Annotated in this window: 9 protein-coding genes; 7 read left to right on the top strand and 2 right to left on the bottom strand. The window is 63.3% G+C overall.

Going from position 1 to position 13228, the window contains the following annotated elements:
- Positions 1–12: 12 nt before the first annotated feature.
- Entirely contained in the window at positions 13–1194 is a 1182-nt protein-coding gene (locus tag KF707C_RS19115; RefSeq protein ID WP_036993566.1) for an acetyl-CoA C-acetyltransferase, read from the bottom strand.
- A gap of 97 nt (positions 1195–1291) precedes the next feature.
- Positions 1292–4858 carry an indolepyruvate ferredoxin oxidoreductase family protein gene (locus tag KF707C_RS19110; protein ID WP_003454616.1) on the bottom strand — a complete coding sequence of 1189 codons (3567 nt, stop codon included), beginning with the start codon at positions 4856–4858 and terminating at the stop codon, positions 1292–1294.
- Between the two features lie 298 nt (positions 4859–5156).
- Here KF707C_RS19110 and KF707C_RS19105 point away from each other — a divergent pair, with 298 nt between their 5' ends.
- The 7 genes from KF707C_RS19105 (at position 5157) to KF707C_RS19075 (ending at position 13156) form a co-directional block, all read left to right on the top strand.
- Positions 5157–6821, top strand: a complete 1665-nt coding sequence (locus KF707C_RS19105) for a DUF1302 domain-containing protein (RefSeq protein WP_003454618.1) — start codon at positions 5157–5159, stop codon at positions 6819–6821.
- Positions 6822–6927: 106 nt separating this feature from the next.
- Complete coding sequence (locus tag KF707C_RS19100) at positions 6928–8280, top strand: DUF1329 domain-containing protein (protein WP_003454620.1); 1353 nt, start codon at positions 6928–6930, stop codon at positions 8278–8280.
- Positions 8281–8302: 22 nt separating this feature from the next.
- Positions 8303–9100, top strand: coding sequence for an SDR family NAD(P)-dependent oxidoreductase (locus tag KF707C_RS19095; RefSeq protein WP_003454622.1), 798 nt, complete (start codon positions 8303–8305; stop codon positions 9098–9100).
- A gap of 49 nt (positions 9101–9149) precedes the next feature.
- Positions 9150–9596 (top strand): nuclear transport factor 2 family protein, encoded by a 447-nt coding sequence (locus KF707C_RS19090; protein ID WP_003454623.1) that lies wholly within the window; start codon positions 9150–9152, stop codon positions 9594–9596.
- Between the two features lie 26 nt (positions 9597–9622).
- On the top strand, positions 9623–10999 hold the full coding sequence (locus KF707C_RS19085) for a phosphotransferase family protein (RefSeq protein ID WP_003454625.1): 1377 nt from the start codon (positions 9623–9625) through the stop codon (positions 10997–10999).
- Positions 11000–11030: 31 nt separating this feature from the next.
- A complete protein-coding gene (locus tag KF707C_RS19080) occupies positions 11031–11873 on the top strand; it encodes an SDR family NAD(P)-dependent oxidoreductase (protein WP_003454627.1) in 843 nt (280 codons plus the stop codon).
- A gap of 32 nt (positions 11874–11905) precedes the next feature.
- Positions 11906–13156: an MFS transporter gene (locus tag KF707C_RS19075; RefSeq protein ID WP_003454629.1), complete on the top strand. Its 1251-nt coding sequence runs from the start codon at positions 11906–11908 to the stop codon at positions 13154–13156.
- The last annotated feature ends 72 nt before the right edge of the window (positions 13157–13228 follow it).

Raw genomic sequence — 13228 nt, 5'->3', positions numbered from 1 at the left:
GGAAGCAATTGTTCAGTTCCTTTCCAGAGCCAGAGCAATGCCTTGACCACCGCCGATGCACAAGGTCGCGAGTCCTTTCCTGGCGTCGCGCTTGAGCATCTCGTGAATCAGGGTAACTAGCACGCGACAGCCAGACGCCCCTATTGGGTGACCGAGAGCAATTGCACCGCCATTGACATTGACCTTGCTCATGTCCCAGCCAGTCTCTCGACTAACTGACAAGGACTGTGCGGCAAAGGCTTCGTTGGCTTCGATCAGGTCCAAGTCGTCCAGGGTCCAGCCCGCCTTCTCCAAGCATTTCCTAGTCGCCGACACAGGTCCGATGCCCATGATTGCGGGATCGACCCCAGCACTGGCATAGGACCTGATTGTCGCCAGTACCGGTAGACCCAGATCTCGAGCTTTAGCCGAACTCATTAGAAGGACTGCGGCTGCTCCATCGTTGATGGTTGAGGCGTTTCCCGCCGTGACACTGCCGTCGGGCTTGAAGGCGGGGCGAAGTTTGGCCAGTGATTCAGGCGAGGTTCCGTCCCGTGGTTGTTCATCTGTCGCGAATGAAGTCGGTTCACCTCCTCGTTGCGGGAGCATGACCGGCGTGACCTCCTCCTTGAATCGATCTGCTTCGATGGCTGCCGCTGCCAGCTGCTGGGAGAGCGCCGCATAAGCATCCTGTTGTTCGCGGGTCAGCTTGTAGCAGTCGACCAGATTCTCGGCAGTGATCCCCATGTGATAGCCGTTGAACGCATCTGTCAGCCCGTCTTGCAGCAGCGAGTCCGTCAACTGCGCGTTGCCCATACGCAAGCCGCTACGTGCTTTGGCCAGGGTAAAGGGAGCCTGGCTCATATTTTCCATTCCACCGGCAATAACGATTTCGGCGTCACCGCTGCGAATGGCCTGGGCGCCCAGGCTCACCGTTTTCAAGCCGGAACCGCACAGCTTGTTGATAGTCATGGCCGTAACCGTTTGGGGTAGCCCGGCATTCAGTGCGGATTGTCGGGCGGGGTTTTGTCCACACCCCGCTGTCAGCACCTGCCCGAGAATTACTTCGTCAACGTTGGCAGGATCCAGGCCGGTTTGCTCCAGCAAACCGCGAATGACAATGCTGCCTAGTTCAATAGCGCTGACGTCGGCCAGACTGCCCTGGAAAGCTCCGATAGCAGTGCGGGTGGCGGCTACTATTACGGCCTCTTGCATGATCACCTCTGAATAAAAGACGTGGCTCTATAACCTTTTGAGTCGGAGCCACGGTCTGCCAAACGGGGGGCAGAAAACTCACTTGGATGGGGCCTAATCAAAGCTGGGCCGCATGTATGCGCACCACCTTGTCGACCTGGCCCGCATCGTGGAACTGCGAGGGAGTGCCATGCCACTGCTCCAACAAGCGTGTTTTCTGCTGTTGGGCGTGCGCCAGATAGCGCTCTTTGACTGCGCCATAGCCACGTACGGCATCCGGTAGCTTGGCCAACTGCACGGCAGTGTCGAGCTTGTCAGGCGTGAGCCCGGACAGCAGTTCCTCAAGGATTTGCTCGTAGTTACGTAGCCACTCGCGTTCGACCTTGCGCTCATGGGTGTAGGCGAACGGGTCGAGCCACGTGTTGCGTATGCCCTTCAGCTTGGCAAGCAGCTTGAAGCCTTTGAGCATCCAGGGACCGTAACTGCGCTTGGCCGGCTCGACACCGGGGCCTGCTTTGTTGAGCAGCGGCGGGGCAAGATGAAAGCGCAGGTTGTAATCGCCCTCGAAAGTTGCCTCGATCTTCTTGAGGAACTCGCCGTGAGTGAACAGACGAGCGACTTCATATTCGTCTTTGATCGCCAAGACCTTGAAGTAGTATCGGGCCACCGCTTCGGTCAGCTCGCCGGGCTTGCCCGACAAAGCGCGTTCCGCTGCGCTGAACTGTTCAACACGACTCAGGTAGCGATTGCCGTACTCTGCGTTTTGGTACGCCGTGAGATACTCGACGCGCCGCGCAACGGCTTCATCCAGGCTCTGGGATATTTGCCTGTCAGGGCTGACCACCTTCCCTGCTTCAAGAATGCCTCGTACGCGTTGCAGGTCCACCGCGGCGCGACGCCCCCAGGCGAAGGCACTGCGGTTGAACGCCACGGCGGTACCATTGAGTTCGATGGCTTGAAGCAAGGCAGCTTCACCCACCGGCAGCCAACCCTTTTGATAGGCATAGCCGAGCATAAAGGTGTTGGTCGCAATCGAATCGCCCATTAGCGCTGTCGCAATATCGCTGGCATCGATAAAGGTGGCGTGGCTGTCCCCGACAGCCTCCCGGATCTGTGAGGCCATCCCTTGACTACGAAATTGTGGGTCAGGATGGGCCGTTAGGTCACCGCTTTCGGCTTGCTGCGCGAAGGTTCGGATAAATGCGCTGGTGATGCTTTCCTCGCTATTGATCAGCGCATAGGTGACACCCTGGCGGACTTTGGCGAGAGTCTCGGTATTGGCGCTGACTACCAGATCGCAGCCCAGCAACAAACTGGCCTCACCTTCTGCGATGCGTGGAGCGAACAGTTGATCCTGGTGCGCGGCGATGCGGATATGTGACCAGACCGCGCCGCCTTTTTGCGCCATGCCGGCCATATCAAGGTTCAGCGCACCTTTGCCCTCGATAAAAGCCGCCATGCCGAGGAGGGCGCCGATGGTGACCACCCCGGTGCCGCCTACGCCGGTGACCAGGATGCTGTAAGGCTCATCCAGACTCATAGGCGGAGGGGCTGGAAGATCCCATCGGTCCTCTGGGTGTTCTGCCATAGCCTTGGGTTTGCGCAGGTTACCGCCTTCGACTGTGACGAAACTCGGGCAAAAGCCGGACAGACAAGTGAAGTCCTTGTTGCAGGATGACTGGTCGATCTCGCGTTTGCGGCCGAACTCTGTTTCTACCGCGACCACGGACATGCAGTTGGATTTGCTGCTGCAGTCGCCGCAGCCTTCGCAGACGGCTTCGTTGATTACGACCCGGCGTGCCGGGTCGGGAAACTTGCCGCGCTTGCGGCGGCGGCGTTTCTCGGCGGCGCAGGTCTGGTCGTAGATGATTGCCGACACGCCGGGAAACTCGCGCAGTTCCTTCTGCACCTCTTCAATCTGGTCGCGGCGCAGGACCGGCACGCCGGGCGCCAGGTCGTGCACATCCCGGTACCTGTCCGGGTCGTCGCTGACCACCACGATGCGCTGCACGCCTTCGGCGGCGAGCTGGCGGGAAATCTGCGACACGGTCAGGCTACCGTCCACCGGCTGGCCGCCGGTCATCGCCACCGCATCGTTGTAGAGGATCTTGTAGGTGATCGGCACCTTGGCCGCCACGGCCGCGCGGATGGCCAGCAGGCCGGAGTGGAAGTAGGTACCGTCGCCGAGATTGGCGAACACGTGGCGGGTTTCGGTGAATGGCGCCTGGCCGACCCAGGCCACGCCTTCGCCGCCCATCTGGCTGAAGGTCTCGGTCCGCGGGTAGATCCAGGCGGCCATGTAGTGGCAGCCGATGCCGGCTAGCGCGCGGCTGCCTTCCGGCACTTTGGTGGAGGTATTGTGCGGGCAGCCGGAGCAGTAGTGCGGCACGCGGTCCATCAGGTTGCTGAACTGCTGCTTGCAGCCGAGCTGGGCCTCCAGCACACCCAGTCGCGCCTGCAGCGGCCCATGCGGATGCAGGTGCAGGATGCGCTTGGCCAGGGCGCGGGCGATCAGCGTCGGGGTCAGGTCGTTGATCGCGGGTAGTAGCCAGTCGGTGTGCGGCAGGCTCCACTCGCCCTTGTCATCGAACTTGCCGACGATGCGCGGGCGCACGTCCTCGCGCCAGTTGTAGAGTTCCTCCTTGAGCTGATACTCGATCATGTGGCGCTTTTCCTCGACCACCACGATTTCCTCCAGCCCTTCAGCGAACTGGCGCACGCCCTCAGCTTCCAGCGGCCAGACCATGCCCACCTTGTACACCCGTATGCCGATTCGTTCGGCCATCTCCTGGTCGATGCCGAGCATGTCCAGCGCCTGGCAGACATCCAGGTAGGACTTGCCGGAGGTGATGATGCCGATGCGCGCATTGCGTGAGTCGAGAGTCACGCGGTTCAGACCGTTGGCGCGGGCATAGGCGGCGGCGGCGTACAGCTTGTGCTCCAGCAGGCGCTGCTCTTGAGCCAGCGGCGGGTCCGGCCAGCGGATGTTGAGGCCGCCCTCCGGCAGATCGAAATCGGGAATGACCGGCTGCACGCGGTTGATGTCGAGATCGACGATGGCCGCGCTTTCCACAGTGTCGGCCACCGCCTTGAGCGCCACCCAGCAACCGGAGTAGCGCGACATGGCGAAGCCGTGCAGGCCATAGTCGAGGTATTCCTGCACGCCGGATGGTGCCAGCACCGGCATCATCACGGCCTTGAAAATGTGCTCGGTCTGGTGAGGCAGCGAGGAGGAGCGGGCGCCGTGGTCATCGCCGGCGATAGCCAGCACACCGCCGAACTTCGAGGTGCCGGCGGCGTTGGCGTGGCGGAACACGTCGCCGCAGCGGTCCACGCCGGGGCCTTTGCCGTACCACATGCCGAACACGCCGTCGTACTTGGCGCCGGGGAACAGGTTGACCTGCTGGGTGCCCCATAGCGAGGTGGCTGCGAGGTCCTCGTTGACCCCCGGCTGGAACCTGACGTGGTTCTGCTTGAGGTGGTCGCGGGCCTTCCACAGCGCCTGGTCGAAGCCGCCCAGCGGCGAACCACGGTAGCCGGAGATGAAGCCGGCGGTGTCGAGGCCGTCGATGAGGTCGCGCTGACGCTGCATCAGGGGCAGGCGCACCAGTGCCTGGACGCCGGTCATCAGGGCTTTCCCGGTTTGCTGGACGTACTTGTCTTCCAGCGAGGGCGATGTGCTCATGGCTAACCTCCAATTGTTCTTCGATGCGGCCAACCTGTGGGCGTCGCATTTTTCTTTGAACAGATTATTGGTTAGTGTTCAGATATCGTTAAGCAATAAAAATTAGTCTTAGGTATCTGTTTATCAAATACCTGGGTGATCCCCCTGCTGTATTTCGGCGATAGCCTTTTGCATTTCGGCGATAGCCCGATTCGTTGTCTCCGCCTCCGTCCTTCCGTTTACTCGTTTTGCGGTCCCGCTGAGAGGGAGCGCCAGCACCGGCTGAAAACAACAACAACGAGCGAGACGGAGATTTCTGATGTCGAGTGCCAACCTGATCGGCGGCCGTTTGGTAATTGGCTTGGCGGCGGCCCTGGCCTGTGGCGGTGTGCTCCAGGCGAAGGAGTTCGGGACCGGGAATCCGGACCTGAGCCTGCGTTGGGACAATACGCTGCGCTACAACTTGGGGGTACGGGCCGAGGAGCGGGAGCGCGCGCTGGCCAACAACGCTACCTATGACGAATCCGACTCCAAGTTCGACCGTGGAGATGTGGTGACCAACCGCCTCGACCTGATGAGCGAGTTCGAGCTGGCCTACCAGCAGTACCATGGCTTCCGTGTCAGCGCCGCGGCCTGGTACGACCAGGCTTACGCGGATGGCGACGTGGAGACCGCCGAGGGCAACGTCTTCTACCCCGGCGCCTTTCCGGGGCCGAGCACGCCGAGCTACCGGGGGGGCGAGTACTCCGGTTTCACCAAGCGCTATCACCGGGGCGTCAGCGGCGAACTGTTGGATGCCTTCGCCTTCACCCGTTTCAACCTCGGTGACGTACCAGTCAGCCTGCGCGCCGGCCGGCACACGGTCTACTGGGGCAGCGGGTTGCTGATCGCCGGCCACGCCATTTCCTACTCGCAGGCTCCGCTCGACGGCCGCAAAGCGGTGAGCAACCCCGGCACTGAGACGCGCGAGATATTCCTGCCGCTGACCCAGCTCTCAGCCCAGGCACAGGTGACCGATAGGCTGTCGGTCGCCGCCCAGTACTTCTTCGAATGGGACACCACTCGCGCGCCAGAAGGCGGCACGTACCTGGCCTCGGCCGACATCGCCCTGGAAGGGCCGAACCAGTTGCCGGTCGCGCCTGGCTTCGTGCGGCCTCTGATCGATCCGCTGACTCCGGGCGACAGCGGCAACTGGGGGGTGATGGGCACCTACAGTCTCGATTTCCTGCACTCCGATATCGGCCTGTACTACCGCGAATTCGACGACTACAACCCGTGGGGCCTGCAGGTGGGTGGCAACTTCGCCCGCTACGTATATGCCGACAACGTCAGGCTCTATGGCCTGAGCTGGTCGGCCGGGCCGGTGCTGGGGGGCGGCTCGGTAGGGGTGGACCTGTCCTATCGGCAGAACACTTCGCTGATCTCGAGCAATTTCAGTTCCGTGGATAACCAAGGGGCGCGTGGCGACACCTGGCACCTGGTGGTCAACGGCCTCTGGCTGCTTCCACGTACGGACTTCTTCGACACCGGTAACGTCATAGCCGAGATGGCCTACAGCCACGTGCAACGCGTGACCGACCGCAAGGAGCTGTTCAAGGGCGAAGGCTACTCCGGCTGTCCGACAGGCCAGGACAAAGAGTGGGGCTGTGCCACGCGCAACTATGTTGGTGTCGCCTTCAGCTTCGCGCCGCAGTGGCTGGGAGTGTTTCCGGGCTGGAACATCTCCGCGCCCATGAGCTTTGACTACGGCGTGTCGGGCAATGCCGCCACCGGCGGCGGCAGCGAGGGTAAGTACAGCTACAAGATCGGCATCAAGGGCACGCTGGATGAGCGTTATGACGTGACCCTGGCCTACATCGGCTACGGCAGCCCTCGCAAATACGCCGACATCCCCAGCGTGGGCAAGACGGTGGTCGGCGGTGCCGGCGACATCGGGCTGTCCGATCGCAACTGGATCTCGCTAACCCTGAGCACCGCGTTCTGATCCGCTGCCGGCTTCGCGGCCGGTGCGACACCACGGCACTGCGCTTGTGACGAAGACGCGCGGCGCGCCCGCCTGGTGTTTCCCAAGACCATGACTGGAGATTTCCATGCAACCGAACATCTACACGACGGGGCTGCTTGCCATCGTACTGGCCGGCCCGGCTCTGGCCGAAGGCAGCGATTTGCCAAGCGATCTCGGCGGCAAGCTGACGCGTTTTGGTGCCATTGCCGTCGGCAATGCGGAGGGTACCATCCCACCCTATGACGGGGGCCTCAAGGTGCCGGCCGGATTGCAACCCGGTGACGGCAGTTGGCCCAACCCGTTCGAGGGTGAGAAGCCTCGGCTGCGGATCACTGCGGCCAATGCTGATCAGTATGCCGAACAGCTATCCGCAGGGCAGATGAGGCTGCTCAAGCAGTACCCGGATACCTATTTCATGGATATCTACCCGACTCACCGTACCGCCGCGTTCCCGGAGAATTTCCTTGCGGCGACCCAGCGCAACGCCAGCGACCCCGATTGCAAGGCCATGAACGACGGGCTGTCCATTAGCGAGGCTTGTCGCGGCGGTTTGCCGTTCCCATTGCCCAAGGATGGCCGGCAGGTGATGTGGAATTACATTCTCAACTACCAGGGTGTGAACGGCTGGGACTGGAACCACAGCGCCTATGTGGTCAACCAGGGGCGCCCGACCCTGACCAACACCAACCGCTCCACTGGCGAAAAGCCCTTCTACCAGCTCGATGTGTCTGGGCGTGATCCGAAGATCGCCCAGCGCATCTGGTCGCGCATCGTCGCCCCGGCACGCACCGCCGGGCAGGCCTCGGGCTACTGGGACTATCTCGACCCGGTGGATAACGCGCGTTATGCCTGGAGCTACTCGACCGGGCAGCGCCGCGTGCGCAAGGCGCCGGAGTTCGCTTACGACACGCCCAATTCGGCGTTCGGCGGGGTGGCGTTCTACGACGAGATATTCCTCTTCTCCGGGAAGATGGACCGTTTCGACTGGAAGCTGCTGGGCAAGAAGGAAATGTTCATCCCCTACAGCAGTTACGACCTGAAGTGGAAATGCGACATGGACACCAAGCTGATGGAGAAGCACATCAATCCGGCCTGCGAGCGCTGGGAGCTGCACCGCGTCTGGGTGGTCGAGGCCACGCGCAAGGAGGGCGTACGCCACGCGCAGAAGAAGCGTCGCTACTACATCGACGAGGACACTTTTGGCGCCGCGTTGTACGACGCCTGGGACGACAGTGGTGCGATGTTCCGCGCAGGCGCGCAGTACAACATTCAGGCCTACGGCATGCCGAATAACCCGCTGCAGGACTCCTACTCGCTGTACGACTTCACCCGCGACCAGTACGGCATGTTCGGCAACGGCCCGACCCGTTACCGCGCGGCCCCGGTCGTTGAGCGCGAGGCCAATCCGCAGACCATCGCAGGCGGGCAGACCCGCTAATCCCCCTGAGGAGAACCGACCCATGCAACGTCTGGAAGGGAAAGTGGCCGTGCTCACCGGGGCCGGCAGCGGCATCGGCCGGGCCACGGCCTGGATGTTCGCCGAGCAGGGCGCTCGGGTGGTAGTGACCGACCTCCATGAAAGTGCGGCGGAGACGGTCGCCCAAAGTATCGCCGAGGCTGGTGGTCGCGCCATTGCGCTGAGGGTCGATGTCGGCGTGGAGGATGAGTTGCGACAAATGATCGCCAGCACTCTGAAGGCTTTCGGGCGCATCGATGTGCTGTTCAACAACGCCGTCAACAAGAACCCGGCGACCGTGCGCGACGTGGACTTCCTCGACTTCAACGAGGAGCTGTTCCACGCCAACATGCGGGTCAACGTGCTCGGCGGCGTGTTGGCCTGCAAGCATGCCCTGCCGCAAATGCTGGAGCAGGGAGGCGGGTCGATCATCTTTACCTCGTCAACCAGCTCGATTGCCGGCGAGGTCGCCCAGTTCAGCTACGGTGCTTCGAAGGCGGCGCTGAACTGGTACGTGCAGAGCATCGCCGCGACCTTCGGCAAACGCGGTGTGCGCTGCAACGCGATTCTCCCGGGCGTGATCCGCACCCCGGCGATGGAGAGCTGGGCCAACTCGGCTATGCAGGCGGCTTTCCTCGACATCCAGAACGTCCCACGCCTCGGCGAACCGGAGGACATCGCCGGCATGGCGCTGTACCTCGCCTCGGACGAGTCCCGCTACGTAAACGGCGCGCTGTTGCGCGTCGATGGCGGCATGAGCTGTACCACGCCGATGGTGCCAGTGGTGCGCGCCTATCTCTGAACCCCGGCGCGGGCCCGGTGCTCGCGCCGAACGAACCTGGAACTTTCCAATGGGCTTACGACAAGAAGATTTCATCCGCAAATTCTGTGCTGCCTGGGGCGACGGCAGCGAACAGTCGCGACCGCAGGTAGACAAGATCGTCTCCATGCTGGCCGAGGATGCCGTCTGGCAGCTCTGGGTGCCGGGCGGGCCGGTCATCCGTGGGCGCGCCGCGCTGCGCCGGGAGATCGAGCGGCAGATGACCTACACCAGCCACAACCTCTGCACCATCAGGCACATCGTTTCCTCTGACACGCTGGTGATGACCGAGCGCGACGACTACGCGGTGTCCAGTGGCAAGCCGATGCCGCATTCGATGGTCGCGGTCTACGAGCTTGACGAGCAGGGCCTGATCAAGGCCTGGCGTGAGTACCTGGATACCGCTGACCTGGCGAAGAAGAAGGGGGTGGAGATCGACCTGGTCGGTGGGCCGGCCCTTGATGAGCCGACACGCTGAGTCATGGATAAAATCTGGAGAAGTGGATGCAATCGCTAGACACGCAAGAAAGCGCTGGAGCGCTCATCGAACAGAAGCTGCGAACCTTTGTCGAGCAGCTCACCGGCGGGCGGGTGACGGTCATGGAGCGCCTGCCGCGCTGGCGGCCGGCCTGGAACCTGGACGTGCGCCGCGGAGAGGAGGTCCTCCGGCTGCACATCCGCGGCGAACGCGGCGGCGATGTCAGCCCGTTCCCGGAGCTGCGCCGCGAGGCTGACATTCTCAGGCTGCTCGGCGAGCAGGGCATCCCCGTACCGCATATCCATGGCTTCTGCGAGGACCCGTCGGCCATCGTCATGGAACGGGTGCCCGGGACGCGGGACCTCTCCGCCGCGGCCAGCGACGAGGAGCGACGTTCACTGGCTCGCCAGTACGTGCGCGCCATGGCGGCCATGCACCGGTTGCCCTTGGAGCCCTTCGTGGCACAGGGTATCCGCCTGCCGCAGGGCGCCGACGAAATCACCCTGGCCGGGCTGGAGGCCTATTACCCGCTGTACCTGCGCAACAAGACCCGGCCGCAGCCGCTGGCCGAGTTCGCCCTCGGCTGGCTGCGCCGCAACGTACCCCGGCATCGCACCAGAGCAGGTTTCGTGCAGTACGACTCCGGCCAGTACCTGTTCGAGAACGGCCGGGTCAACGCGCTCTACGACTTCGAGTTCGCCATGATCGGCGACCCGCTGGCGGACCTCGCCTCGGCGCGCATGCGCGACAACTACGAACCGCTGGGAGAGACTTTCAGCGAGCTGTACCGCTATTACCAGGAGGTCACCGGCGAGCCGGCCGATCCTGATGTCGTGCGTTACCACACGGTGCTGTTCTCCACCGTCAGCGCCATGCAGTTTTCCGCCACCGTTGCCACTCCGCGGCCGGGCGATCCGCACGACACCTACATCGAGTTCGACCTCGCCCTGCGCCGCGTTGTCGCGCATGCGCTTGCCGAGGCGATGGGGGTTGCCATCGAGGCGCCGCCGCTGGTGCTCATCGAAGCGGGGCCGAACGCACGGTTGCTGACGATGCTCGAGGACGCGGTCGGGCAGATCGAGGTGAGCGACGACTTCCAGAAATCCAGGCGCGCCGCCGCGCTCAAGCTGGTCGAGTACCTCGGCCGTGCCGATGCCATGGAGGTTGAGCTGCGGCGCCTGGAGCGAGAGGACGCCGAGGGGCTGCTGGGGCGGCGCTTCGAGGATCACGGGCAGATTGACGCCGCTCTGGAGGTTTTCGTCCGGGATGCCGGGCCTGAGTACGACGAGCGTTTGCTGCGCCTGTTCATGGCGCAGATCGAACGCCGTGTCCAGGTATTTGGCAGTACTGCCATCGGCGTGTCGGCCAGCCATATTGACCTGCCGCCCATCGAGCCGCGCTGACGGCCCCCCTTCGACCAGACGAGGAAGACCCATGTCGGAACGACTGCAACAGGCCGGCGATGCGCTGGCGTTCAAACGGAAGTACGGCCCCTGGGCGCTGATCGCCGGGGCCTCGCACGGGGTGGGCGCGGCGTTCGCCCACCAGTTGGCGGCGCGCGGCCTGAATTGCGTGCTGGTGGCGCGGCGCCAGGACGCCCTGGACGCACTGCGCTTGGAGCTGGTCGCACGCCACGGCGTCGAGGTACTGGCGGTCAGCCAGGACCTGTCCCATGCCGATGCGGCGGACAGGCTGCTCGCCGCTGTGACAGATCGCGAGATCGGCCTGTTCGTCTACAACGCCGGTGGCGATTCTTTCCTTACCCGTTTCCTCGATACCCCGGTGGAGGATTGGAGCTCGCTGCTGCGTCTCAATGCATCGACGCCGATGGCGTGCTGTCACGCCTTCGGCGGGCGGATGCTTGGCCGTGGTCGTGGCGGGATGATCCTGGTGGGGTCACAGGCGGCCCTAGGTGGCATCCGCAAGTTGGCCATGTACAGCGCCTCCAAGGGCTTCGCGATGAATCTTGGCGAGTCGCTATGGGCCGAGTGGAAGGATCGCGGCATCGACGTGCTGAACCTGCTGATTGGCACCGTGGATACTCCGACGATGCGCGAAGCGATGGTCAGGCTGAACATCCCTGATGCCCTGGGCATGCCCTTGCCCCAGGCCGCGGACATCGTCGCCCTGGCCCTGCGGGAACTGCACAACGGACCGACCCTGATCCATCCGCAAGATATCGATGCCACCGGCTACGGGCAGTCGCCGGGACAGGTACGGCGCGAGCATGTGATCGCCAAGAGCGCCGAGGCGGCGGCTTTCATCGGCAACGATTGACACACTTCCCACCGGAGCGACGAGGCTTGAGCATGAAGAGTTTCAACAACGCGGAATTCAAGCGCGGCTGGCACGTACTGATCCTGGCCGTGGTCGGGGTGGCCACTAGCTCCAGCTCGCTGCTGCTGTACAGCTTCAGCTCCATGGTCATCCCGCTGGAGCGGGCCATGGGCTGGGCGCGCAGCGACCTGCAGGCGGCCATTACCGCCCTGTCGCTGGGCACTATCGTCGGTGCACAACTGGCCGGCTGGCTCAACCTGCGCTACGGCCTGCGCGCTGTCACGTTGGTGTCGCTGGTCGTACTGGCCCTGAGCGTCTTTATGCTGACTCGCATCGGCGGCTCGATATGGACGCTCTACCTGGGATTCTTCCTGGTGCCGTTGGCGGGCGTGGGCACCCTGCAGATCACCTGGTCGCACCTGGTCAACCTGTGGTTCGAGGAGAATCGTGGGCTGGCTCTGGCCATCATCCTCAGCGGCTCAGGCCTCGCGGCTATAGCCCTGCCGCTGATCACCACCTGGGCGGTCACACGCTGGGGCTGGCAGGCCGGCTTCCTCGCGCTCGGCCTGCTGCCGGTGCTCTTCGCCCTGCCGCTGGCGCTGCGCTGGCTGGAGCCTGTGGCGGCGACGCGCCGGGTTGCGGCACAGGTGAGCGAGACCGTGCGGAGGTTGCCGGGCATTATGCTGAGGGATGCGCTGCACGCCTGGCGCTTCTGGGTCTGCAACCTGTCCATGACCCTGGTAGTGGCCTGCGTGGTCGGCATGGTCACCAATATCGTGCCGCTGCTGCAGGACCGTGGCCTGAGCGCCACCCAGGCCGGCCATGTGTTCAGCAGCTTCGGCATTTCATTGATCCTTGGCCGCCTGGTAGTGGGCTATCTGATTGACCGGCTGTGGGCTCCGGGGGTCTCTGCCCTGGCGCTGCTGATGCCGGCGTTCGCCTGCCTGATCTTCGCCTACGCCGAACCCGGGCTGCTGTGGTTCACCGTCGCCACGCTACTGGTGGGCATCGGTGCCGGTGCCGAGTTCGATATTGCCGCGTTCCTCATCGCTCGCTATTTCGGCATGCGTGATTACGGTCGCCTGTTCGGCGTGCATCTGGGACTGGTCACCGCCGGTGCCGCCGCCGCGCCATTGCTGTTTGGCCAGTTGTTCGAGATCAGCGGCGGCTATGCCGGCATGCTCGGTTTCTGTTTCGTCTGCTTCCTGGTCGGCCCGCTGCTGCTGCTGACGCTGGGCGGCTACCCGCTGTTCAGGCAGGGGGCGGCAGTGGCGCACGGATAAAATACTGGACAAATTATAAAAATGTGTTCAATTAAATGGCTTCCGAATTCATGCATAGAACAACAAGATGGA

This window comes from Pseudomonas furukawaii (assembly GCF_002355475.1).
GTDB lineage: Bacteria > Pseudomonadota > Gammaproteobacteria > Pseudomonadales > Pseudomonadaceae > Metapseudomonas > Metapseudomonas furukawaii.
The sequence above is the reverse complement of the archived record's forward strand: the minus strand, read 5'-3'. Positions and strand labels throughout refer to the sequence as shown.

Bases quoted from the DNA above. Each gene is read 5' to 3' on its own strand.
- KF707C_RS19085 (WP_003454625.1), top strand. From the start codon at position 9,623: ATGCAATCGCTAGACACGCAAGAAAGCGCTGGAGCGCTCATCGAACAG.
- KF707C_RS19110 (WP_003454616.1), bottom strand. From the start codon at position 4,858: ATGAGCACATCGCCCTCGCTGGAAGACAAGTACGTCCAGCAAACCGGG.
- KF707C_RS19075 (WP_003454629.1), top strand. From the start codon at position 11,906: ATGAAGAGTTTCAACAACGCGGAATTCAAGCGCGGCTGGCACGTACTG.
- KF707C_RS19090 (WP_003454623.1), top strand. From the start codon at position 9,150: ATGGGCTTACGACAAGAAGATTTCATCCGCAAATTCTGTGCTGCCTGG.
- KF707C_RS19100 (WP_003454620.1), top strand. From the start codon at position 6,928: ATGCAACCGAACATCTACACGACGGGGCTGCTTGCCATCGTACTGGCC.
- KF707C_RS19115 (WP_036993566.1), bottom strand. From the start codon at position 1,194: ATGCAAGAGGCCGTAATAGTAGCCGCCACCCGCACTGCTATCGGAGCT.
- KF707C_RS19105 (WP_003454618.1), top strand. From the start codon at position 5,157: ATGTCGAGTGCCAACCTGATCGGCGGCCGTTTGGTAATTGGCTTGGCG.
- KF707C_RS19080 (WP_003454627.1), top strand. From the start codon at position 11,031: ATGTCGGAACGACTGCAACAGGCCGGCGATGCGCTGGCGTTCAAACGG.
- KF707C_RS19095 (WP_003454622.1), top strand. From the start codon at position 8,303: ATGCAACGTCTGGAAGGGAAAGTGGCCGTGCTCACCGGGGCCGGCAGC.